19 protein-coding genes and 1 tRNA gene are annotated in these 23179 nt (G+C 72.2%); 3 read left to right on the forward strand and 17 right to left on the reverse strand.

Going from position 1 to position 23179, the window contains the following annotated elements:
• Window positions 1-8: 8 nt before the first annotated feature.
• Window positions 9-887 (reverse strand): aminoglycoside phosphotransferase family protein, encoded by an 879-nt coding sequence (locus tag AB0O28_RS29730; protein WP_363645850.1) that lies wholly within the window; start codon window positions 885-887, stop codon window positions 9-11.
• A gap of 9 nt (window positions 888-896) precedes the next feature.
• Window positions 897-1739, reverse strand: coding sequence for a fused MFS/spermidine synthase (locus AB0O28_RS29735; RefSeq protein ID WP_363645851.1), 843 nt, complete (start codon window positions 1737-1739; stop codon window positions 897-899).
• Window positions 1740-1771: 32 nt separating this feature from the next.
• Between AB0O28_RS29735 and AB0O28_RS29740 the strand changes: the two genes are divergently transcribed.
• Window positions 1772-3424 carry a penicillin-binding transpeptidase domain-containing protein gene (locus AB0O28_RS29740; protein ID WP_363645852.1) on the forward strand — a complete coding sequence of 551 codons (1653 nt, stop codon included), beginning with the start codon at window positions 1772-1774 and terminating at the stop codon, window positions 3422-3424.
• A 5-nt stretch (window positions 3425-3429) separates the two neighbouring features.
• On the opposite strand, the gene AB0O28_RS29745 is transcribed toward AB0O28_RS29740, so the two are convergent.
• Both AB0O28_RS29745 and AB0O28_RS29750 read right to left on the reverse strand, forming a co-directional pair.
• Window positions 3430-3876, reverse strand: coding sequence for an Lrp/AsnC family transcriptional regulator (locus tag AB0O28_RS29745; protein ID WP_169986619.1), 447 nt, complete (start codon window positions 3874-3876; stop codon window positions 3430-3432).
• Window positions 3873-5228 carry a transaminase gene (locus AB0O28_RS29750; protein ID WP_363645853.1) on the reverse strand — a complete coding sequence of 452 codons (1356 nt, stop codon included), beginning with the start codon at window positions 5226-5228 and terminating at the stop codon, window positions 3873-3875. Before AB0O28_RS29750 ends, AB0O28_RS29745 begins: the two co-directional genes overlap by 4 nt.
• A gap of 227 nt (window positions 5229-5455) precedes the next feature.
• Here AB0O28_RS29750 and lat point away from each other — a divergent pair, with 227 nt between their 5' ends.
• Window positions 5456-6742 carry an L-lysine 6-transaminase gene (gene lat / locus AB0O28_RS29755; RefSeq protein ID WP_363645854.1) on the forward strand — a complete coding sequence of 429 codons (1287 nt, stop codon included), beginning with the start codon at window positions 5456-5458 and terminating at the stop codon, window positions 6740-6742.
• Here the strand turns inward: lat and AB0O28_RS29760 are convergent.
• The 12 genes from AB0O28_RS29760 to AB0O28_RS29815 form a co-directional block, all read right to left on the reverse strand.
• Window positions 6729-6977 carry a response regulator transcription factor gene (locus AB0O28_RS29760; RefSeq protein WP_363645855.1) on the reverse strand — a complete coding sequence of 83 codons (249 nt, stop codon included), beginning with the start codon at window positions 6975-6977 and terminating at the stop codon, window positions 6729-6731. The two genes, lat and AB0O28_RS29760, sit on opposite strands and share 14 nt — an antisense overlap.
• Window positions 6978-7086: 109 nt before the next feature.
• Complete coding sequence (locus AB0O28_RS29765) at window positions 7087-9366, reverse strand: penicillin acylase family protein (RefSeq protein ID WP_363645856.1); 2280 nt, start codon at window positions 9364-9366, stop codon at window positions 7087-7089.
• Window positions 9367-9373: 7 nt separating this feature from the next.
• Window positions 9374-11638 (reverse strand): FtsX-like permease family protein, encoded by a 2265-nt coding sequence (locus AB0O28_RS29770; RefSeq protein WP_363645857.1) that lies wholly within the window; start codon window positions 11636-11638, stop codon window positions 9374-9376.
• A complete protein-coding gene (locus AB0O28_RS29775) occupies window positions 11635-12318 on the reverse strand; it encodes an ABC transporter ATP-binding protein (RefSeq protein ID WP_363645890.1) in 684 nt (227 codons plus the stop codon). Before AB0O28_RS29775 ends, AB0O28_RS29770 begins: the two co-directional genes overlap by 4 nt.
• Window positions 12312-12836: a PadR family transcriptional regulator gene (locus tag AB0O28_RS29780; protein WP_363645858.1), complete on the reverse strand. Its 525-nt coding sequence runs from the start codon at window positions 12834-12836 to the stop codon at window positions 12312-12314. Before AB0O28_RS29780 ends, AB0O28_RS29775 begins: the two co-directional genes overlap by 7 nt.
• 91 nt (window positions 12837-12927) lie before the next feature.
• A tRNA-His gene (locus AB0O28_RS29785) sits at window positions 12928-13003 on the reverse strand.
• An 82-nt stretch (window positions 13004-13085) separates the two neighbouring features.
• On the reverse strand, window positions 13086-13682 hold the full coding sequence (orn, locus tag AB0O28_RS29790) for an oligoribonuclease (protein ID WP_142557833.1): 597 nt from the start codon (window positions 13680-13682) through the stop codon (window positions 13086-13088).
• A gap of 34 nt (window positions 13683-13716) precedes the next feature.
• On the reverse strand, window positions 13717-14787 hold the full coding sequence (locus AB0O28_RS29795; RefSeq protein WP_363645859.1) for a DUF2510 domain-containing protein: 1071 nt from the start codon (window positions 14785-14787) through the stop codon (window positions 13717-13719).
• Window positions 14788-14806: 19 nt separating this feature from the next.
• Window positions 14807-16174, reverse strand: coding sequence for a hypothetical protein (locus AB0O28_RS29800; RefSeq protein ID WP_363645860.1), 1368 nt, complete (start codon window positions 16172-16174; stop codon window positions 14807-14809).
• Window positions 16175-17866 (reverse strand): protein kinase, encoded by a 1692-nt coding sequence (locus tag AB0O28_RS29805; RefSeq protein ID WP_363645861.1) that lies wholly within the window; start codon window positions 17864-17866, stop codon window positions 16175-16177.
• A gap of 120 nt (window positions 17867-17986) precedes the next feature.
• Window positions 17987-20317: a protein kinase gene (locus tag AB0O28_RS29810; protein WP_363645862.1), complete on the reverse strand. Its 2331-nt coding sequence runs from the start codon at window positions 20315-20317 to the stop codon at window positions 17987-17989.
• Window positions 20318-20389: 72 nt separating this feature from the next.
• Entirely contained in the window at window positions 20390-21037 is a 648-nt protein-coding gene (locus AB0O28_RS29815; RefSeq protein ID WP_363645863.1) for a pyridoxamine 5'-phosphate oxidase family protein, read from the reverse strand.
• 67 nt (window positions 21038-21104) lie between these two features.
• On the opposite strand from AB0O28_RS29815, the gene AB0O28_RS29820 reads away from it, so the two are divergent.
• Window positions 21105-22514, forward strand: coding sequence for a PLP-dependent aminotransferase family protein (locus AB0O28_RS29820; RefSeq protein WP_363645864.1), 1410 nt, complete (start codon window positions 21105-21107; stop codon window positions 22512-22514).
• Here the strand turns inward: AB0O28_RS29820 and AB0O28_RS29825 are convergent.
• The gene (locus AB0O28_RS29825) at window positions 22492-23031 is read right to left on the reverse strand and encodes a hypothetical protein (protein ID WP_363645865.1); all 540 of its coding nucleotides are present in this window, start codon (window positions 23029-23031) and stop codon (window positions 22492-22494) included. The two genes, AB0O28_RS29820 and AB0O28_RS29825, sit on opposite strands and share 23 nt — an antisense overlap.
• Window positions 23032-23179 lie beyond the last annotated feature (148 nt).

Here is a 23179-nt window from a genome sequence, read left to right on the forward strand (position 1 = left end):
GGATGGAGTCAGCGGTAGCCGGTCAGGCCGTCCGCCAGTTGCGTGTCGTCGCCGTCCCGTTGCGCGGACAGTGCCTGCTGCAGGGCGAAGGTGGCGCGAATAGTGGCGATGCGGGTGGTCATGGTGCTGTCCGACCAGCCGCCCAGTGCGAGCACCCGATGCAGGAAGCGTGCGCCATAGCTGGCGTGAACGGCTGCCAGATCCTCAGCGGGATCCCCGATCGTGACCTCATCCCAGTCGATCACCGCGGTGAGCACCGGCAGCCCGTCGTGGCACTCCCACAGGACGTTCTCGGCGCCGAGATCACCGTGCACCAGCGCGTGGGCGACGTGAGGAAGGCGGTCGAGTGCCGCGAGTTCCTGCTCGGCTCGTTGGCGCCCCTTGCCGGACATGAGCCCGAACAGTTCGGAGCGGACGTCCGCTGCGAACCGTCGCCACCGATCTTCCTGGGGTGCCGGCAGGGCCGCACGCACCTTCTTTCCCGCGCCGCCTGCCCCAGCGCCGATCCTGGCCAGTCCGGTCAGGAGCGTGACGTACTGCGCCGCCGCGGCCTCGGCCACCTGGGGATCGTCGAGTGCGGCGGCCGCGAGCGGGGCTCCGGGCACGCGGCTGAGGAGGAGAAACGGCGGCTCGTCGCTGCCGTGCCCGCCGCCCTCCGCCAGCGGCCGAGGCGTGGCGAAGCCGAGGCCGAGCCCGGCGAGCAGGCGCAGGACAGCGGCCCTGTGCGGCAGTCGGGCGGCCGCCGCTGCCGTGCGAGGCAGGCACACGACACGGTCTGCGCCGATCACCACCTGGTGAAACTGCCCGTGGCGGACGCTGAGATCGTCCGGTTCGACGCCCGGTAGAAGTCGGCTCAGCAGCGCGCGATGCGCCTGGGTGATCTCCATAGGTGCCGGCTACTCGAACAGGCCGGGTGGGGGGACGGGGGCGAGCACGGCGTCACCGTCGCGGATGGGGGCGGCCCCGGCGACCAGCCGGGTCAGGTCCGTGTCGGCCACGCATCGGGCCTGGGTGAGGCCGCCCGCCGCCTTCCTGATGAGCGCCTCGACCGGCAGGTCGCCGGGCGAGGCCGCCAGGATGACGTTGCCGAACCTGCGCCCGCGCAGGATGCCGGGCTCGGCCAGCAGCGCGACGTGCGGGAAGACGCGGCTCGCCGTGGCGGCGACCCGCTTGACGAAGGGCAGGCCCTTGCCGTCCGCCACGTTGATCAGCGCGGTGCCGGAGGGGCGCAGGACACGGGCGATCTCGGCCATGTACTGGACGGTCGCCAGCTCGACCGGCATCGTCGCGCCCGTGAACGCGTCGAGCACGAACAGGTCGGCCGAGTCGTCCCCGAGGTCAGCGGTGGCCGCGCGGCCGTCAACCACCCGGACCTTGAGCCGGGGCACCGACTTGAGGCTGAGCTGGTCGCGTACGAGCTGGACCAGCGCGGCGTCCGGTTCCACGACGATGTGCCGGGAGCCGGGGCGCCGCGCGGAGACGTAGCGCGGGATCGTGCAGGCTCCGCCGCCGATGTGGACGGCGTCGAGCGGGCCTTCGGGCAGGCAGTCGATCACGCTGGCCATGAGCTGGGTGTACGAGAAGTCCAGATAGGTGGGATCGGTCAGGTCCACGTACGACTGGGGGACGCCGTCCCTGATCAGCATCCACCCGTCCGGCCGGTCGAGGTCGCGCAGGAGCTCCACCTCGCCGAAGGTCACCGGGTAGCGGCCTGGCAACGGTTCTCTGCTCCTTGCCACCTATGGCTCCTTTCGCGTGATATGAGAACCGTATGCGGAACAGGGCCCTGCTCGCCCTCGTCATGGTCGCCGCGGCCATCTTCGTCTTCGGCGTTGCCGGACTCATTGTGTCCGGCAGGCAGGAGCCGATCGCGGACTTCGTCGCCGCGCCGCGGGGGACGCCCGCACCCGCCGGCCCGCAGACGCTCCAACTCCGCCCTCCGGAGCCATCCCCCGTGAGTTCCCCGGAAGGCTCTCCGGGTGAAACGGCCGCCGCCTATTTCCAGGCCTGGGTCAAGAGCGACTACGACGCCATGCGAGATTTGGTCGAGGATCCTCCCGACGACTTCGCGGATCAGCACCGCGCGTTCGAGGACGCCGCCCTGTCCAAGTCGTTACGGATCACTGTCGGCAATTTCGTACGCACCGGGGACGAGACCGCCGAGGTTCCCTTCACCCAGGAGCGCAACGAGCAGGAGGCCGGCACCTGGCGCTTCGAATCCCGTCTGCATCTGGCCGTACGCGACCTCACCTGGAAGGTCCTCTGGACGCCGGCCGTCCTGCATCCGGAGATCCAGCCCGGCGGCGGTCTCGTCAGGACGGAGCCGGAGCCGGGGCCGGGGCCGCTGCGGCCGGTGACGAGGGGAGGGCGGGAGTTCCCGCAGAACTCGGGCGCCGAGGCGTACCTCGACAACCTGATGAACCAGGGGGTCGCGCCCGCGACGGGCGTGGCCGTGGGGTGGGCGCTGGAGATCGACAACCCGGGCATGCCGGCGAAGACCGTCCTGTCCTACACGCCCGAAAAGCGGCCGGCCGGCGTACGGACCACGATCGACTATGAGGTGCAGGCCGCGGCGGCCCGGGCGCTCGACGGCGTGCAACGGGCCGCCATCGTGGCCGTACGGCCGTCCACTGGAGAGGTTCTCGCGGTCGCCGACCGGCTGGGCGGTCTTGGGGCGTTCGAGAACAAGTATCCCCCTGGCTCGACGTTCAAGACGATCACGGCGGCGGCGCTGCTCACCAACGGGCTGTCGCCCGACAGCACGGTGGAGTGCCCGGCGTCCTACCAGATCCCGTTCCATCGGTCGATCTCCAACTATCACAACGAGAACCACGGGGCGGTGACGCTGCGGCAGGCGTTCGCCCTGTCGTGCAACACCACGTTCGCCCGGCTGACCGTTGAGCGGCTGAACGGTGACACGCTGGTCGACCAGGCGAGGGCGTTCGGCTTCGGCGTGCCGGGGGAGAGCGACGGCACGAGCACCTGTGGCAGCCTGCAGCGGCCGGAGAAGCTTGACGCGCTCGCCGAGGACTCCTTCGGACAGGGCACGGTCGAGGCGACCCCGCTGTGCATGGCGCTGGTCGCGGCCGCCGTGGAGAGCGGGGAGTGGCGGCAGGCCCGCCCGCTGGCGGATGAGGCGCAGCAGGGGGAACTGCCGAAGAACGTGCCGCTGTCGTCCAACGTGGCGGAGGGACTGCGCTCGCTGATGAGCGCGGTCACGATCGACGGGACCGCCGCCGGCGCGGGCCTCCCACAGGGGGTCGCGGGAAAGACCGGCACCGCCGAGGACGGGCAGGGCGGGCAGGACCACGCCTGGTTCATCGGTTACCGGGGTGACCTCGCCTTCGCCGTCTTCGTCGAGCACGGCGGCACCGGCCGTGGCGCCGCCGTGCCCATCGCCGCCCGCTTCCTCAAAGCCCTTTAGGACGTTCAGACGCCGGGCCAGGCGAACCGGTGGGTGTGAATGCCGAAGTAGGTGAACGCCTCGGCCCGGGTGACGCCGGGCACCCGCTTGACGTGGTCGTTGAGCACGGTGAGCAGCTCGGCCGGCTCCCGGCACACCACCTCGGCGAACAGGTCGAACGAACCCGCCGTGAGCACCACGTAGATCACGCCGGACAGTTCACTGATTCGGTCGGCGACCTCGTGCACATCGCTGTCGACGCGGACGCCGATCAGCGCCATGACCGGCAGGCCCAGCGCCATCGGATCGGTGACGCCGACGATCTGCACGACGCCCTCGTCACGCAGCCGCTGCACCCGTTGCCGTACGGCGGGCGCCGACAGGCCGGTGGCCTCGGCGAGCGCGGTGTAGGAGGCCCGGCCATCCCGCTGCAGCTCGCGCAGCAGGACCCGGTCGACCTCGTCGAGAGTCATGAGACGAGGTCCGCCACTGCCGCGGCGAACACCTCGTGGTGGAGATCCACGTCCGCCTCGGTGGTGGCGGGGGACATCAGGGCCATGTTGTGGAACGGCGTGAGCAGCACGCCCCGGTTGGCCAGGTAGACGTGCAGGTAGTCGTCCAGGTCGGGGTCGCCGGCCGCGTTCGACTCGCCGCCGTTGCGGGGGGCCGGGCTGGCGAAGCGATACTCGGCGCGCGCCCCGAGCCGCGTCACCGACCAGGGCAGCCCGTGCGCGTCGATCACCTCCTGAACGCCCTTGGCGAAGCGGGTCGCCAGCTCGGTCATGGCGGCGAACGCGTCGTCGGTGAGCACGTGCTCCAGCGTGGCGCGCATCGCGGCGACCGACAGGGCGTTGCCGGCCAGCGTGCCGCCGACTCCGCCCATGTCGACCAGGTCGAGGCCCTCCATCGCCTCGATCCGCGCCGCGACCTCGGCGGACAGGCCGTATCCGCCGCTGGGGATGCCGCCGCCGATCGCCTTGCCGATCGTCACGATGTCGGGGTGCAGGTCCCACGCCTTCGTGCAGCCGCCCGGGCCCGCGGAGAGGGTGTGCGTCTCGTCGTTGATCAGCAGGCTGCCGTATCGCCGCGTCAGCTCCCGTACGCCCTCCAGGTAGCCCGGCTCGGGCAGCACGATCCCGATGTTGGTGAGGGCGGGCTCCATGAGGACCGCCGCGACGTCGCCGTACGCCAGTTCGCGCTCCAGCGAGGGCAGGTCGTTGAACTCGACGACGCGCGAGGTGACGGTGGGGTCGACCGGCGCGCCGACGTTGCCCTCACGGGAGACCTGCTCGCCGTCCGGGCCGACCACGATCAGCACCTCGTCGACGCTGCCGTGATAGCAGTAGCTGTTCACGAGGATCTTGGGTCTGCCGGTGATCGCCCTGGCCAGCCGGATCGCCCACCGGTTGGCGTCCGTGGCCGTCAGCGAGAAGCTCCAGTACGGCAGGCCGAACCGGCGGCCCAGCTCCGCGCCGACCCAGGCGGCGTCCTCGGTCGGCATCATCACGGTGGCGCCGCCCAGGCGGCCGAACCGGTCGGCCACCGCCTCGACGGTCGCGCGGGGGGAGTGGCCCGCCATCGCGCCGGTGTCGCCGAGGCAGAGGTCGACGTACTCGTGGCCGTCCACATCGGTGACGCGGGCGCCGTGAGCCTCGGCCAGGTACAGCGGGAAGCCCGCGGCCGTCTTGTTCATCCACGTCATCGGCACGCCGCCGAACAGGTGGGCTCTCGCCTGCTCGTACGCGGTGGCCGAGCGCGGGTTGCGCTCCCGGAACGCGGTGCGCTCGCGGTCGAGCAGCCGGGCCAGGCGAATCCGGTCGATCATCATCCCTGCCTCAGAAAAGATCGCTGAAATCCGTGCAGAGCTACGGAATCTAAAGCAAAGGTACACAAATGGTTCTGAATCGTCATCCAGCCGGATGGCGGTGGACGCTGGACCTACCTCTGTGGACTGAAAGATGTCCTCTACGGGTGCGATTCGAGCGAAAACTATTCACATAGGCGGCCGGATATGAGGGAATAATCTCGTTTCCAGCCTGACGCGGAGGCGACATGGACCCCACCACTGTGCACGACGCCCTCGCACGGCACCTGCTCGTCGACGGCTACCGCCTGGTGCTCGATCTTGACAGGAGCGCGGGCTCCTGGCTGGTCGACGCCCGTGACGGGCGAAGATACCTGGACTTCTACACGTTCTTCGCCTCGTCGCCCCTCGGAGTGAACCCGTTCGCCGACGACCCGGAGTTCGTCGCACTGCTCGGCCGGGTGGCCGCCAACAAGCCGGCCAACTCCGACATGTACACCGTCCATCTCGCCGAGTTCGTGGAGACGTTCCGGCGGGTGCTCGGCGACCCCGAGCTGCCGCACCTGTTCTTCGTCGAGGGCGGGTCGGCGGCCGTGGAGAACGCGCTCAAGTGCGCCTTCGACTGGAAGAGCCGCTGGAATGAGGCCCACGGCCGCCACCCCGGCCTCGGCACCCGCGTCCTCCACCTCACCCGGGCCTTCCACGGCCGCGGCGGCTACACGCTCTCGCTCACCAACACCGACCCCGTCAAGACCGACAGGTTTCCCCGGTTCTGCTGGCCGCGCGTCGACGTCCCCGCCATCCATCTCGGGGACGTCGAGCGGGCGGAGAAACGAGCGCTGCGGCAGGCCAGGGAGGCGTTCGAGCGGTTCCGCCACGACATCGCCTGTTTCATCGCCGAGCCGATCCAGGGCGAGGGTGGCGACAACCACATGCGCCCCGAGTTCCTGCAGGCGATGCAGGCCCTCTGCCACGAGTACGAGGCCCTGTTCGTCCTGGACGAGGTGCAGACCGGCGTCGGGCTGACCGGCACTCCTTGGGCGTACCAGCAGCTCGGCCTGGCCCCCGACATCGTGGCCTTCGCGAAGAAGGTCCAGGTCGGCGGCATCATGGCGGGCCGCAGGGTGGGCCTCGTGCCCGACAACGTGTTCCGGGTCAGCGGCAGGATCAACTCCACCTGGGGCGGCGGCCTGGCCGACATGGTGCGCTCCCGCCGCATGCTGGAGATCATCGAGCGCGACGGCCTGATCCCGAGGGCGGCCATCCTGGGCGAGAAGCTGCTGGGCGCCCTGCGGGGCCTGGAGGCCGACGGTTTGGTGACCCACGCCCGCGGACGCGGGCTCATGTGCGCCTTCGACGTCCCCGCCGGCCGCGGGGACCCCGGCGGGCTGGTCGCCCGGCTCCGGGAAGACCGCGCCATCCTGGTGCTGCGCTGCGGCGAGCGGTCCGTGCGGCTACGCCCTGCCCTGTCCGTCCAGCCCGACGAGCTTGAGTACGGCCTGGCCGGCCTGCGGGCCGCTCTTACCGAGGGGTGACCGGCGCCGATGGCGCGGGTTCGCCGCGCCATCGGCAGATGGCCGCCATCCTCGAGTCCACGCCCAGCTTCGCGTAGATGCGGTTGACGTGGTTTTTCACGGTCTTCTCGCTCAGGAACAGCAGTCGCGCGATCTCGCCGTTGGAGCGACCGGTCGCGATGAGCTCCATGACCTCGGTCTCCCGCTTGCTCAGCCCCGGGTCGTGCCCCGGGGTGGTGCGGTCGTCGATTCTCATCCGGCCTCCGGAAGACGATCAGAGATCGCCGAGGCCCCCGCACGGCGGTTGTGAGGCAGCATAACCCGCAACGTCCACCTTTGGGGAAAAGTGCACTGACTTGACCGGGTCAGCGCCCCCCGTGGACCGCGACGGTCTGGAGATGCGGATCGGCGGCGATCTCCGCCGCGGTGAAGCGCTCGGTGACCCATCCGCCGCGCGAGAACAGGGCCGTCTGGTCGGTGTGGTGGGGCGAGTCGGGGTTGGCGGACAGGGAGTAGGTGAGGACGGTCCGCGTGCGCGGGCCGCTTCCGGTGAGCTCGACGGCCATCATGAAGCTGGATCCGGTGTCCACCTCCGGGTAGCGTCCGTTCGCGCCCAGCGGGCCGCGCATGCGTACGCGGTCGAAACAGCCCTCCCCTTCGGTGCAGCCGGGGATCGGGATCGAGGAGTAGCTCTGCGCCTGCCCGGGAGTGAGCGTCAGCGGGATCCGGTTGGACCGGAAGTAGCGCACGGCGTCGGCGAGGGCCTGCCGTACGCCCGGGTCGTCGCTCTTGAGACCGCTCGGGGTGGTCAGCGGACGCGCGGGGTCGAACGGCACCCGCCAGGGGCTGAAGACCGGGTCTCCCGGCTTGGTGGGACGGCCCAGCCGGGTGAAGAACTCGCGCCACAGGACGGCGCCCTCGCCGTCGAGGGTCGCCCGCCCGTCCCACTTCTCGAGCACTCGGCAGGCCTCACGGAGCTCGGGGCGGGAGCGGCACATTGTGCGCAGGTCGTCGCGCATGAGCTCGAAGGTGAGGTTGCGCTTGCCGTGCACGGTCGCCTGCAACGTCTCCAGGGTGAAGCCGGGCGCGCCGAGCCCGTCGGTCCCGGACAGCCGCCGGCCGATCATGTCGAGGCTGACCCGGGGACGGGGCTCCAGATCGGTGCCCGTCTCGCCGTACGCCTTGGGATAGCCGGTGAGCGGCTTGGCCGGGTTGGCCATCCAGTAGGTGTTGTTGGAGTTGGCGACGTAGTCGGCGCGGACCAGCTTCGGCTGGTTGCCGGGCCCGAAGATGCCCGGCACGACGGCGTCGCCGTCCCTGCCCCACAGGCACGCGGAGGTCGAGCCGTCCAGGACGTATGCGTCGAGGCCCGGCATCGGCGAGGACGCGGCGCAGCGCCTGGCCTGGGCGTCGGTGACGTGGGGGACGACCGAGGTGTCGGCGAAGTAGGCGGTTCCGCTCGCGTCGGTGGCGAGGGTGTGGACGAACGGCATCCCCTGATAGGTCCGCTGGGCCTCGCGCAGCTCGTCGAGGCTGCCCGCCCTGGCCATCGCCAGCCACTCGTCGGCCGCCCGCAGGTTGGCGGCGTTGGCGTCGGCCAGCGCGTACGCGGCCTCGCCGGTCTGCCCGACCGCGAGCACCGGGCCGTAGCGGGAGGTGCGGAGCCTGTGGCCGGCGACGGTGCCGTCCGGCAGGGTGACCTCCACCTCCTGCTCGCCCATCGGCTCCGCCCGGCCGTCCACAAGGTAGCTGCGGTCGTCCGCGAGCTTCAGCCGGTAGACCGTGAAGCGCTGGGCGTGGGAGACGGTGTGGGCCCAGGCGACCGTGGCGTTGTGGCCGATCTGCACGACCGGGGTGCCGTACAGGCTGCCGCCGGAGACGTCGAGCACGCCGGGGATGGTGAGCTGGACCTGGTAGAAGCGGCGGATTCCCTGCCAGGGGAAGTGCGGATCGGCCAGCACCATGCCGCCGTTCCCGCGCGTGGCCTGACGGCCCAGCGCCCAGGCGTTGCTGCCCGCGGCCGGCCTGGGCTCCGGCGCCCCGGCCTCGTCCTCAGGTTCCGCGATCCCGGTGATGGCCTCCTTGAACGAGGAGCTCGACACCATGCGGCTGAGGTCGAGCAGGTTGTTCCACATGTCGGTGGCGGTGATCGGGCCGACCCACGCCTTGCCCCGGCATCTGGGGTCGGGCAGGTTCGCCGCGCCGGTGTCCGCGAGGTAGCGGTTGTATCCGGCGACGTAGCCGTCGACCAGGCGCCGCAGCTCGTCGCTCGGGCCGACCGGCGCGGGCCGGGCCAGCAGCCGCCGTACGACGCCCGAGCCGGCGACGCTCCTGTAGTAGACGTCGCTGGCGAGGTTGGCGACCGGCTTGACCGGGTCGTCGGACTCGGCGTCCGGGCCGAAATAGCGGGAGCGTTCGCCGCGCAGCGTCACCACCCAGGAGGCCAGCGTGCACAGGTTGTCCTGGGCGAAGGCGTAGCCGTACCCGAATCCGAGGCCGCCGTAGTCCTTGGCGGTGACGTGCGGGATGCCGTACTCGGTGCGCCGGATCGTGGCCGAGTAACTCCCGTCGGCCGCCGTGGCAGGCGCCGCCGCGACGGCGGGGGCGAGTAAGGCCAGCGTGATCACCAGTGGCCTGAGCTTCATCGGTCTCCTATTCGAAACGCGCGTTGTCGGGCGTGGTCATGCGCCGCAGCAGCGGCAGCGTCGTGAGGATCACCAGGAGGGAGGCGGCCAGGCCGCCGCCGAGAGAGGCGAAATAAACCGGCCCCGGCAGCGCGATCGACGCGCTCTTCATCGCGAGGGCGTCGATGAGAGGCTCGGCCACGCCGAAGCCGGCGCCGGCGGCGAGCGCGGCGGCCAGCACGAGCGGCAGCGCGGACTCGAGCAGCACCACGGCTGCCAGGGTGCGTGTGGGCGTTCCCGCCAGCCGCAGCAGGGTGAACGGCTGCCTGCGCTCCACCAGCCCGCCGCCGGTCGCCACCATGAGACCGCAGGCGCCCGCGACCAGGGTGAGCCCGACCATGGCCAGCGCGATGTTCTCCGCCCGGGTGTACAGATCGGCCCTGACCCGGGCGACCTCGGCGAAGGTCATCGGCGCTTCGACCGTGTAACCGGCCAGCAGGGTGCGCAGCCGCTCCAGCGACGCCGGGTCGTGCGTGCCGACCATGACGGCCGCCAGGTCGAGCCCGTCGGCGGAGGCGGGTGGGCTGTCCGGGCCCGCCAGCGGAAGGAGCCTGTCGACGGTGAGGGGGTTGTCGGCGCCGACGATGCGGGCGAAGTTGCCCGCCACGGCCCGGGCGCCCCCGCCGTCGATGTTCCCCCTGCCGTCGATGTTCCCCCTGCCGTCGATGTGCACAGGGCAGCGGCCGAGCACGGGGAAGCGGCCCAGGTCGGCGCACTCGACGACGTACGGCGCGGGCGGCGGTCCGTCGGGCCGTGGGGGGACCTTCTCCATGTCCGCCCGCGCATAGATCGGCAGCACCTCCACGCCCTGATGGGCGCGCAGCCGGTCGAGCAGCTCCGTCCCCGCCCGCGGTGACAGGCCGGAAACGCCCGGCCGGTCGAACCTGGCGCCCAGGACGTCGTTGAGCGTGCCCCCGGCCACCTTCTGCTGGCCGGCGACCACCGTCGGCACGAGGGCCGCGATCGTCGTCCCGATGAAGACCGCCAGCACCAGCCCGCTCACCGACCTGAAGGCGGTCTTCGGATCGGCGGCCAGGCGCCGCGCGGCCAGCAGCGTCGCCCCGCCCCGGGTCAGCCGGGCGGCCAGGCGCGCGGCGACCATGGTCAGCCAGGGCCCGGCCAGCATCAGCCCGACCATGATCAACGCGAGCGCGACGACGGCGAGCAGCTCGTCGGGCTTGCCGTTCCGGTATACCGGGCCCGCGAACAGCCCCAGCCCCGCCAGCAGCGGGATCACCCGCCACGCTCGCGGCGGGGACGCGACGGTCCTCCGCGCCACGCCGAGCGGCGAGATCCGCACCCGGCGCAGCGACCACAGGGCGGCGAAAGCCGCCACGACCGGCACGCCGCCGAGCACGGCCGCGTAATGCCAGGCGTGCGGGGCGACCAGCTCCGGGAAGAACCGGGCACCGGTGATCCGCACCCCGGCCACGGCAGGCCGTACGAGCTGGAAGATCGCGAGGCCGGCCAGCGCGCCGGCCAGCGCGCCCAGCGCGGCGTCCATCGCCGCGAGCGCGTTGATCTGCCGCGTGGTGGCGCCGACCAGGCGGATCGCGGCGAAGCGGGTCTCGCGGCGAGCCGCGGCCAGCCGGGTGGCGGTGCCCACGAGCACCAGCAGCGGGACGATCAGCCCGACGGCGGCGACGGCGAAGCCGAACCGGTAGACGTCCGCGCTGTCGTCGGCCGCGGGCTGGGCATCGATCACGTCGACCTGCCTTGCGCCGGGCAGGGCGGCGACCTGATCCGGCGTCCGCCCCACCACGACGACCAGCTCGTCGGGCCCGGACAGCGCCGCGTCGCCGATCAGCCCGGCACGCGTGCCGGGGAAGCGTGCGGCCAGCTCCTCACGCGGCGCCGAGTCCAGCAGTCCGGCCAGCGCGGGCGAGGCGTAGTACTGCCCCGGGCCGGGCATGCGGGTCAGTCCGGGGATGACCGGCGCCCGCGTGCCCAGCGCGGCGGCGTCGAGCCTCTTGATCGTCCGGCCCTTGTAGAAGTCCTCGTGGTAGTTCCACAGCGCGCCGTCGGCCGTCGAGTCGAGGGCCCAGCCGCTGGGCGCCGAGCCGTTCACGCACTCCCAGCAGGGACGGCCGCCCGTGGCCTGGAAGGCGTTGAACAGCGACAGCGTGGCCAGCAGCACCACGACGCCGGCCGCAACCCCGGCGACGATCAGCGCCAGCCTGGCCGCCGCCTCCCTGCCGCTGCTCAGTGACAGCCGCAGGCCCAGCCGGATCATCGGACCAGTCCGCTCGTGTACGGGTCGGTGACCCGGCCGTCGCGCACCACGACCTCCCGGTCGGCGCAGGCGGCCACCCGGGCGTCGTGGGTCACCACGATCACGGTGGCGCCCTCCTCGCGGGCCAGGCCCACCAGCAGGTCCATCACGTGCTCGCCGGTGAGCGTGTCCAGCGCGCCGGTCGGCTCGTCGGCGAAGACCACCCGCGGCCGGGTGACCAGCGCTCGGGCGATCGCCACGCGCTGCGCCTGCCCGCCGGACAGCTCCCCGGTGCGCCGGCCGCCCAAATCGGCCAGGTCCAGCCGCTCCAGCCATTCGGCCGCCCGCCGCTCGGCGTGCTTCCTCCTCGTACGGCCCAGCAGCAGCGGCAGCATCACGTTGTCGGCCGCGGTCAGCTCCGGCACGAGCTGGCCGAACTGGAAGACGAAGCCGAAGGCGGTGCGGCGGAGTTCGCTCCGGCGTCCGTCGTCGAGGGTGTCCAGGCGGCGTCCGTCGAACCAGACCTCGCCGCTGTCCGGCGTGAAGATGCCGGCCAGGCAGTGCAGCAGCGTCGACTTGCCCGAGCCGCTGGGCCCCATGACGGCCAGCACCTCGCCCGCGGTCACCGACAGATCCGCCTCCCGCACCGCGGGCGTGCTGCCGTAGGAGCGGCTGACCTTCCGAGCCTCGATGATCACGATGCGCGCACCATCTCGGCCAGCGCCCCCAGCCGCGCCTGGGTGACGTCGATCCACCGCAGGTCCGCCTCGATGTGGAACATGGCGTGGTCGGCCAGCAGGGCGTCGGTCAGGGCGCCGCCGCGCTTGACCTCCGCCAGTTCCCGCATGCGCCGCATGTGGGTGGCGCGCTGCGCGTCCAGGTAGCCGGCCGCGTCACGGCCGAGCATCAGCGCCAGCACGACCTTGGTGAACAGCACCGTCTGCAGGTACGGTTCGGCCGCGACCGGTTCGGCCAGCCAGGTGGCGACCTCCTGCCTGCCCATGGGGGTGATGGCGTACCGCTTGCGGTCCGGCCCGTCGCCCGGCTCGCTCTGGCCGGCGACCTTGCCGTCCCTGGCCAGGCGGCCGAGCGTGGAGTACAGCTGCCCGAAGGGCAGCGGTTTGCCCCGGCCGAAGAACGTGTCGTAGTCGCGTTTCAGGTCGTATCCGTGGCTCGGCTCCCGCTCAAGCAGGCCGAGTAACGCGAGGGGAACGGTCATGCCGGTGACTATACCTCGAGTGTATATACGGAGGTGATAATTGCCAGGAAAAAACGAACGGCCGGTCCGTCGGGACCGGCCGTTCGTCATATGGGGTGAGTGATGGGACTTGAACCCACGACATCCAGGACCACAACCTGGCGCTCTGCCAGCTGAGCTACACCCACCATGTCCGCCGTTCGCGGCGTACGAAGAAAGTGTAGCGGCTTTCGGGAGTCCTCCGCGCCCCCAATGCCGCGCACCTCCGTCTCACGATCCGGAGACGGCCTCCGCGACCTCGCGGGCCGTGGCGGAGTCGGGCCCGGGCTGCGGCACGAAGACCGCCGCGCGGTAGTAGCGCAGCTCCCGGATGCTCTCGGTGATGTCGGCCAGCGCGCGGTGCCCGCCCTGCTTCTCCGGCGAGGCGAAGTAGACCCGGGGATACCAGCGGCGGGCCAGCTCCTTGATCGACGAGACGTCGACCATCCGATAGTGCAGGAACGTGTCCACCAGCGGCATGTCCCGGGCGATGAAGGCGCGGTCGGTCGCGATGGAGTTGCCGCACAGCGGCGCCTTCTTCGCCTCGGGCACGTGGGAGCGGATGTAGTCGAGCACGACGGCCTCGGCCTCCGCCAGGGTCACCCCCGTCGCGAGCGCACGCAACAGACCCGAGGCCGTGTGCATCTCCCGCACGACCTCGGACATCTGCTCCAGCGTCTCCGCGGGAGGCTTGATGACGACGTCCACGCCCTCATCCAGCTGGTTCAGCTCGCCGTCGGTGACGATGCAGGCCACCTCGATGAGCGCGTCGCGGCCGAGGTCGAGCCCGGTCATCTCACAGTCGATCCAGACCAGCGGGTCAGTCATGGCTTCAAGGGTAATGCTCATGCCTGATGGGACGTCACTGAGATCGGAGCGAGTCCTCCACACGCTTGATGACCGACTGGTCCAGGTTGTCCGGCACCGAGATGTACAGCATCGCGGGACGGGCGTTCTGGCCGCGGTCCACGAGGATGATCTCGCCCTTCTCCTTCTTCCACTTCAGGCCGTTGGCCTCGGCGACCTTGGTGAAGTCCATCTCGAATTCGATGACCCAGCCCTGCTTGCCGCTCACGGTCAGCGCCTCGTTGCGCAGGATCTTGCGCTCGTGCGGGATGCCGTAGAAGACCGGGTCGTAGGTGAGCAGCAGCGCCTGCGACAGCTGCCCGAAGCTCTGCGCGCCGCTGTAGGGGAAGATCTGGGGCACCTCGGCGGTGTAGAGGCTGCCGACCCACTCACTGCCTCTGCCGTCGTAGTTCGACTGGGACGTCACGTGGCAGGCGCTCGTCCACAGCGGCATCCTCTGGTCGGCCGGGTTGTTGACGTCCTTCGACTCCGGCACCTGCCACTTGCCGCCCGGGAACGCGTACGACAGGCCGGTCACCGGGTCCTGGATACGGTCGCCGGACGGCTGGGGGAGCTGGGGCAGCGGCGGGGGAGACTGCTGCGGTTCCGGCTGGGGCGGCACGGTCTGGTCGAGCTGCGGCGGAGCCGTCGTGGTCTCCGGGCGGGCGATGGCCGAGTCGGCGCGATCGCGCAGGACGATGACCGCGCCACCGATGACGAGCGCGAGCATGACCACCGCCGCGATGCCGCCCACGACCCAGGGCCAGACCGGTGTCGTACGCCGCGGCGGGCCGAACTCGGGCACCGGCAGCTGCGCCGTCTGGTTCGGAGGTCCCCACGGTCCGCCCGGCTGCTGGAACTGGGGCTGAGGCTGCGCCCACTGAGGACCCTGCTGGGGACCCTGCTGAGAGCCCTGCTGGGGGGCCGGTTGAGGAGCCGGCTGCGGGGCCTGTTGAGGAGCCTGGGGCGGTGCCCCTGCCTCCTGTCCGGGCGCGTGGGTGGCGTCGGTCCACTGGGTGCCGTCCCACCAACGGAGGAGAGGGGAGCCGTACGGGTCCGGATACCAGCCGGCGGGGGTCGTCGTCATGCGCGCCACACTAATGAAGTCAGCATTTATAGGTGAAACTTGCCTTGTCCTGGATCGGCTTCCCGGTCGTCGTGGGGGACAGGACACGGAGCGTGGCCGTGCCCTTGAACGATCCCGATCCGGCCACCTTCCAGTGGAGAGGGAGATTCACGGACGTGTCTCCCGGGGAGATCCGCTGCTCCTGCTCGATCGGCTCGCGGTCGTCGCTCCGGATCCACACGTAGCGAATCGACCCCGCCTCGCCGTTGGTCGTGACGACGCCCACGAAATCGGCCCTGCCGTCGCAGCGCACCGTCTTCTTGGGCGCCTTGACGTCGACGTCGCTCACCGCGAGCGGCGCGGCGGACGTCTGCCGCAGCCAGAGGATCACCACGGCGATCAGGATCGCCAGCAGCAACGTCCCCGCCCACGCCGCCCTACGCCTGCGGGGCCGCCGGGGAGCCGCCACGCCGGCCTGCTGCGTTGTCGTGATGGCGGCGGAGGTCTGCCCGGACCGCCAGATCTGCGCCGCCGTCGTCTCGGTCGGCACCCCCGGCCCGAACCGCATCATCACGTCGCCGGGATCGTCCACCGCGTCCGGCAGGTCGAGCAGGGTCACGGCCTCCCCGCCGGAGGAAGCGACGGGGGGCGGCCCAGAAGACGGCCCAGAAGACGGCACAGAAGACGGCACAGAAGACGGGGGTGCGTGGAAGCCGCGTGCGGCATGGGCCAGCCCGTCCCGGCCCATGCCGGGGAATGCGGCGCGCTCGGCGATCAGAGCGTCCCGCACGGAGGCCAGGCCCTGGCCCACGGCGGCGGAGGCCGCCCACTGCAGCACCGCCGCGGCATGTCCCCGCGCGCAGTTCGCGGCAAGTGTTCCGGCGAGCGCGGCCCACGCCGCGACGTCCTGCTCCGCCGGCGCGTGCTCTCCCCTCAGCGCCCGCAGCAGGCCGCGCTCGGCCAGCAGCACCGAGCCGTCCTCCCCGATCACGATCGTGCCGGGATGCAGCGCGCCGTGGGCCAGCCCGGCGGCGTGCACGGCGAGCAGCGTCTGTGCGGCCTCCAGCAGAACGGTCGCCGCACCGCCCGCGTCCAGCGCGCCGCCGGCCGTCAGATCGGCGACGGCCGGCGTCGCCCTGGCGGTGATCAGCCAGACCTCGTCACGCGCGGCCACCAGGTCGATCACGGGCAGCAGGCCGATGGGTCCGCCCCCCTGGAGACGGATGTCGGCGCCGGCCGCGGCGACGAGCCGTTCGCGCGCCTGGGGCGAGGCGACGGCCTGGGGATCGAACCGCAGCACACCGGACGGCCTCCCGTCGGGGGAGACGGCGTCCGCCCAGGTGCCGATCTCGCTGAGCCGGGTGCGGCCGGTGAGCCGGTGCCCCGCGACCGTCACGCCTTCTCGCATCTACCGCCGCCTTCGGTGCCGTCCGCGCCTGCGTCCCATGGCCAGTGTGGCGGGAAGGAAGCCGGTCGTCACCACCCCGGCGGCGAGAGCGGCCATCGGCACCGCCGAGGGATCCTGACCCGGGGCGGTGGGCCCGAGCGTCAGCACGGGCGGCTCGATGATGGTCGCGGTCGGCGGCGTGGGCTGCCTGGTGGAGGGCTGGGTCGACGGCTGGGTCGACGGCTGCGTGGTGGGCCGGGTGGTGGGTTGCCTGGTGGGCTGCCTGCTGGTCGGGGTGGGGTCGGGCTGCCTGGTCGTCTGCGGGTTGCGGGGCGGGTCCACCGTGACCGACTCGTCCGAGGGAACGGGCTCGGGCGAGGGCTTCGGCTGCCGCGTCGGCTTGGCGGTCCGCGTGGGCTTGGCCGTTCGTGTGGGCGTCGGCTTCGTGACCGGCGAAGGGCTGGGCCTGCGGGTCGGCCGCGCGGTCGCGGTGGGCCGCACGGCCGGCGGCGGCGCGCTCGTCTCCGGGCCGGTGGCCTCCGGGGTCGGGGTGGCTTCCTCCGGTTCCTCCGTGGGGACGTCGGCGGAGTCGTCCTCGCCCTCGTCCTCGACCTCGATGGACGAGAAATCGACCGCGGGCGTGCCGGGCGTCTCGATCGTCGTTCCGGCCTGCAGGGTCGTTCCGCTCATGCTCTGGACCAGCGCCACCGTTCCGCCCGCGATCACGACCATCCCGGCCAGGGTCAGGCCGATCTTCATGCGGGTACGGCTCAGCAGGCCGCCGAGCCTCGTCTCGGCCAGCGCGCTGCCGGCCTCGGAGGCCTTCTCCTTCTTCAGGGGGAAGAACGCCACGAGCAGCCCGGCGAGCGCCGAGAGCCGCCGCCGTCCGCGGTCCTCCCACCCCGGGCCGTACGCACCGGCGGCGACGATTTCGAGCTCCCGCAGGAACTCCTCGGCCGACGCGTACCGGTCCTGCGGCCGCTTGGCCATGCCGCGCTCCACGAGCTCGCGCAGCGGGGGCGGCACCTCGTCGACCGGGGGAGGGGTCGCCTGGTGCTGGCGGGCCAGCGCGGCCATGTTCTGCGCCCGGAACGGACGGCTACCGGTGAGGCACTCGAAGAAGACGACGGTGGCGGCGTAGACGTCGCTCGCCGGTCCGGCCTTGCCGCCCGACCACTGCTCCGGAGCCATGTACGGCGGCGTACCGGCCGCCCTGACCCCCTCGCCGGCCTGTGCGGCGATGCCGAAGTCGACGAGCTTGCTGCTGCCGTCGGCCTCGACCATGACGTTCTCGGGCTTGTAGTCGCGGTGGACCACGCCGATGGAGTGCGCCGCCGCCAGGCCGAGCAGCGAGCCCTTGAGCACGGTGAGCGCCGCCTCGGGACCGGTGGGGCCCTCCGAGCGGAGCATCGCGCGCAGCGAGACGCCGTCGATGAGTTCCATGACGATGGCGGCGCCGCGCGCGGTCTCGACGTACTCGTAGAAGCGCGCCGCGTGGGGGTTGGGGTCCATGGCGGCGAGGAGGCGGGCCTCGTGCCGGAACCGGGCGACGAAGTGGAGGTCCGTCATCATTTCGTCGGACAGGTACTTGATCGCCACGGGCAGGCCGTCGGCGTCGTGCCGTGCGAGCACCACCCGCCCCGCGCCCCCCGTGCCGAGTTCGCGGATTTCCGTATAGCCGGGGACGCGCCAGGCGTCCGTCTGGCCGTACATAACGGTCTGTCTCCTCATCGCCTGGGCCCCCGCCGAATGACGAGACCGTAGCTTAGTGACGACCTTGCGCTTGCGATGAAAAGTCATGATTTAGTCAGATCGATGTGTCAGTGAGCCGCGTCATTTGACGCAGAGCTCCGCCTTCTGGGTCAGGGTGGAAGCACCGCCCGCCGCGGCCGGGGAGGTCGACGCCGCCACCCCGTAGGAGTCGCAGACCCAACCGGAGTAGGTGTAGGTGGCCGTGACGGTGTAGGCGGTCTTGCCCGACAGGGTCAAGGTCCGGGTGGCCTCCGTGGCGCCGGCGGTCGCCCACGCGAGGTTCAGCCGCACCGGCGAGGTGTTGCCGGCGGTGACGGCGACGGTGGCCGTCGCGGTCCTGCCGTCGAGCGTCAGGCGCTGCACGCGTACCTGACCGACCGAGGCGGGGCAGGTCACGTTCACCGAGCCGGACGCGGCGCCGCCCGCGGGAGCGGTCGAGGCGCTGAGCGTGACGGTCTCGCCGCACGGGCGGCGCGAGAAGGTGTACGACAACGTCCGCGTGTAGGTCCTCGCTCCGGACAGGTGGACCGTCTGCGTGCCGCCGCCCGCGGAGGGGGCGGAGAACCGGCCGGTCAGGTCCACCGGGCCGGTGCCGTCGGTGGTCACCGTCACGGTGGATGTCACGGTGGCCGCCGCGGCCCCGGCCGACGCCGAGGACACGGCCGGTGTGCCGACCTTCACCGCGGTGACGGAGGTCGGGCACGACGGCGCCTTCGCCGTGGCGGTCTGGGCGCCGCCCGGCGCGGCCGGGCCGGTGGTCACGCTCATGCCCCAGGTGCCCGAGCAGACGCGGCCGAGGTCGCCGGAGACGGTGCGGGTGTAGGACGTCGCGCCGCTGAGGGTGAGCGTGCGGGTGGCGGTCACCGTGCCGTTCGCGGTGAAGCGCACGGTCAGGGTCACCTTGCCCGGCCCGCTGGTCCTGACGGTGACCGTTCCGGTGCCGGTCGCGCCGTCCGTGCCGGCTCCGGCCCGGTACGACAGCCCGCCGACACCGACGTCGGCGACCTCGAGGACCGAGGCGGAGGGCGACGGCGTCGGCGAGGGTGTGGGAGAAGGCGTGGCCCTGGGAGTCGAGGGGGGCGTCGGAGGGGGCGTCGGCGCGGACTCCGGGGTCGACGCCGCCGGCGACGGGCTCCGCACGGGCGCCTTCGCGGACGCCCGCGTGGGGGACGCCGTGGGTGATGCCGCAGGGGATGTCGCGGGGGACGCGTGCGGGCTCTCCTGCCGCGTCTCCTCCGGTGCCGCGGAGGGAGCTTCGGCAGGGCTCTCCTCCGGGCCGGCCGGCGCCGCCGACGCGGCGGCGGGCACACCCGTGTTGCCGGGCCCCGTGTTGCCGGCGCCCATGTTCCCCGGGCCCGTGTCCTGCGACGCCGCGACGGTGCGGGTCCCGGCCGAGCCGAGGGCGTACGCGCCGATGCCGCCGCCCGCGACCACCACGAGCACGGCCCCGGCGGTGAGCAGGACACCCCTGCTTCGCACCGACCGCAGCGCCGTGCCGAACAGCGAGGTGCCGGTCTCGACGGGACGCGCCCGGCCCGGCGGGAACGTCGCGGCCAGGGTGGCGGCGAGCGCGGCCAGCCTGCGGCGGCCCCGCTCCTCCCACGCCGGGCCGTACGCCGCCACGGCGGCCCGCTCCAGTTCGGAGACGAACGCGGCGGCGCTCGCCGGCCTCAGCGCGGGGTCCTTCGCCATGCCGCGCGCGACCAGGTGCCGCAGCGGCTCGGGGACCTCCTCGACCGGTACGGGCGCCGTCATGTGCATGTGCCGCAGCACGGTGTGCTGGGTCGCCCGATACGGCCGGCGCCCGGTCAGGCACTCGAAGAAGACCGTGGTCGCGGCGTACACGTCGGACGCCGGCGTGGCGGCCGTGCCCGTCCACTGCTCGGGGGCCATGTACGGCGGGGTGCCGGCGGGGGCGCCGGGGGCTCCGCCGGCCCGCACGGCGATGCCGAAGTCGGCGAGCTTGCTCGTCCCGTCGGCGGCGACCAGCACGTTCTCGGGCTTGTAGTCGCGGTGGACGACGCCGGTGGCGTGCGCCGCCGCCAGGCCGAGCAGGGAGCCTTTCAGGACGGCGAGCGCGGCCTCGGGACCCGTCGGGCCCTGCTCGCGCAGCAGCGCCCGCAGGGTGGGGCCTTCGACCAGTTCCATGACGATCGCGGCGTACCGCCCGGTCTCCAGGTACTCGTAGAGCCGCACCACGTGCGGGTCGTCCAGCTCGACGAGCAGGCGGGCCTCCTGCCGGAAACGGGCGACGAACGCCTCGTCCCGGCGGAGATCCTCCGACAGGTACTTGATCGCGACCGTGGCGCCGGACTGCTCGTGAACGGCGAGGACGACGCGGCCGCCGCCTCCCGCACCCAGTTCACGCGTCACCGTGTAACCGGGCACATTCCAGTGCTCGGCGGAACTCATGAGGCCTCCCAGATCGAATAGGTCGGCCGCAGTGTCCGTGAAACCGCTTGCAATCCGCTTACACCAGCGCGTTCATGAGAGCGGCTGACGGTCCCTGACGTGGGCGGGGACCGGGATGCCGGGCGTGAGGCGAGGGTCGGGCTCCGGGGCGCCCCATGCCACGGTGAGCGGCAGCACGCCCGCCCAGACGGGCAGGTCGTAGTCCTCCTCGTCGTCCTTCGGCGGCCCCTGCCTGACCTTCACCGACGCCTCCTCCAAAGACAGGGCGACCACGGCGGTGGCGGCCGTCTCCTTGCGGTCCGGCGGGCGTACGACGTCCCATTGGCCGGGGGCGAGCTGCTCGGTGATCGCCCGCAGCCCGGCGAGCCGTTCGCCGGGGTCGTCCACTATCCGCGCGAGGCCGTAGACCATGGCGGACCGGTAGTTCACCGAGTGGTGGAACGCCGAGCGCGCCAGCACGATGCCGTCGAGGTGGGTCACGGTGACGCAGACCGGGCCGCCGAGCGCCGCCCGGAGCGAGGTCGCGCCGGTGGAGCCGTGCAGGTAGAGCGTGTCGCCGATCCGCCCGTAGCCGGTGGGGATCACCATGGGAGACCCGCCGGCCAGCACGCCGAGGTGACAGACGAGACCGGCGTCCAGGATCGCGTACAGGTCGGCGCGGTCGGTGCGAGCCCGTTCCTTCGAGCGATTCAGGGTGATGCGGGCGGTTGTGGAGAGCATGTCCGTTACGTTAGGTCGAAGTGGACCGGTGGAACACGTCCACTCAGGACCCGTACCGGGAGACCACTTGCGTCCGATTGTCGATGTGCCGCTCACGGTGGACCGCGAATGCGCGGTGCCGCTCGCCGTCCAGGTGGCCGTCCAGTTGCGGGAGGCCATGCGCGCCGGCGGGCTCAGGGCGGGGGAGCGGCTGCCGTCCACGCGGGGACTCGCCGCCCTGCTGGGGGTCAGCAGGACCGTCGTGACCGACGCCTACCAGCAGTTGTACGCCGAGGGGTGGCTGGACGGGCGGCACGGTTCCGGCACCTACGTGGCGGACGGCACGCTGCCGCACGAGAACGGACAGGCACGGGCCGTCGGCGCTCCCTTCGGCGCACCCCTCGGCGCTCCCCGGCGCGCGCACCGGGAGGCGGCGCCCCGCGGAGTGGTGGACCTGCGGCCGGGCCGCCCGTGGGTGTCCGGGTATGACGAGACGGCCTGGCGGCGGGCCTGGCGCTCGGCCGGCGACCTCCCGCTGAACGCGTTCCCCGACCCCTACGGCCACCCGGAGCTGCGCGAACTGCTGGCCGAGCACCTGCGCAGGGCCAGGGCCGTGCCGGTGGGCGCGGGGAACGTCATGGTCACCCGGGGCACCGGCAACGGCCTCGACCTGATCGCGGCCACGCTGCTGCGCCCGGGAGACCGGGCCGGGGTGGAGGAGCCCGGCTGGCGGGCCGCCCGGCGGATCTTCGCCTCCCGGGGGGCGGAGGTCGTGCCCTGTCCGGTGGACGAGCAGGGTGTGATCGTCGAGGCGCTCCCCGACGACCTGCGGGTGCTCTACACCACGCCCGCGCACCAGTTCCCGGTCGGCGGCAGGCTGCCGATCCCGCGCAGGGAGCGGCTGCTCGCCTGGGCGCGCAGGACCGGCGCGATCGTCGTCGAGGACGACTACGACGCCGAGTTCCGCTACGACGTCGCGCCGCTGCCCGCGCTCTACGGGCTCGACCCCGGGCGGGTGGTGCTGCTCGGCACGCTGTCGAAGTCGCTCGGCCCCGACGTCGGGCTCGGCTGGCTGGTCGCCTCCGCCGACCTGCTCGACGCCGTCGCCGAACGCCGGATGTACGTCGCCGACCGCACGTCGGGGCCGGTCCAGCGGGCCGTGACGACCCTGCTCGAACGCGGCGACCTCGACCGGCACCTGCGCAGGATGCGGCTGGAGTACGCCCGCAGGAGGGCGGCCATCGTCGAGGCGCTCGGGCCGTACGTGCGGGGCGACACGGCCGGGCTCCACGTCATGGTCACCCTGCCCGCCGGCGTGGTCCCCGGCCTCGTACGGCGGGCCGGGGAACGCGGCGTGCTCCTGGACACCACCGAGGCCCACCATCACGGGCCGCCTCGGGTGCACGGCCTCGTGCTGGGTTACGGCTCGGCCTCCCGGGCCGACGTGCGGCGCGGGTGCGCGGTGATCCGGGAGCTCATGCCTGCTGAAGGAGCCTGAGCTCGCTCCTCGGCAGGGGAACCTCCAGGTTGAGCGCCTCCTCGCCGATGATGCGGGCGATGTCGATCGACCCCGGGTCGCCCTCCCTGGTGCCGGGCACCTGGGAGTGGCCGAAGTGCCCGCCCCGTGCCCACAGCCGTTTGCTGCGCTCGGCGGTCAGGGAGTGCGGATAGGGCAGCGGAGGCCCGGCCGGCCAGCGGCGCGGCACCTCCCAGGAGTCGAGCCAGGCCAGGATGTCGTCCAGGCCGTCGAGTTTGGTGTCGGTGAACGGTTCCCTCGCCGAGCCGATGACTTGGATCTGCACGCAGACCCGTCCGTTCCTGCCCCGATCCGCGGCGAGCCCGCCGCCCGCCCGGGTGGGCGGAAGCAACTGAACGATCTCCCCGGTCACCGGGTTCCACACCAGGTGGGAGGGCCGGCGGAGCTGGATCAGCCGCTGGGCGACGGACCTGGCCGAGACCCCTTGGGGATCGGCGGGCCAGATGAACCAGACGGTCCTCGGGGCTCCTCCGAGCATCGTTCCGGAGTCCCCGGGGGAGGGAAGTCGGCTTGCGCCGGGCAGCCATGCTTGGGCCACAATGCCCCCTCAAATCCTCGGTCGCGTGGTTTATCTCCTTTCGAGCTTTCGCTGACACCTGACGACGCCTGATTGTTACTCCTCGGTG

The organism is Microbispora sp. NPDC088329 (genome assembly GCF_040685655.1).
Lineage (GTDB): Bacteria > Actinomycetota > Actinomycetes > Streptosporangiales > Streptosporangiaceae > Microbispora.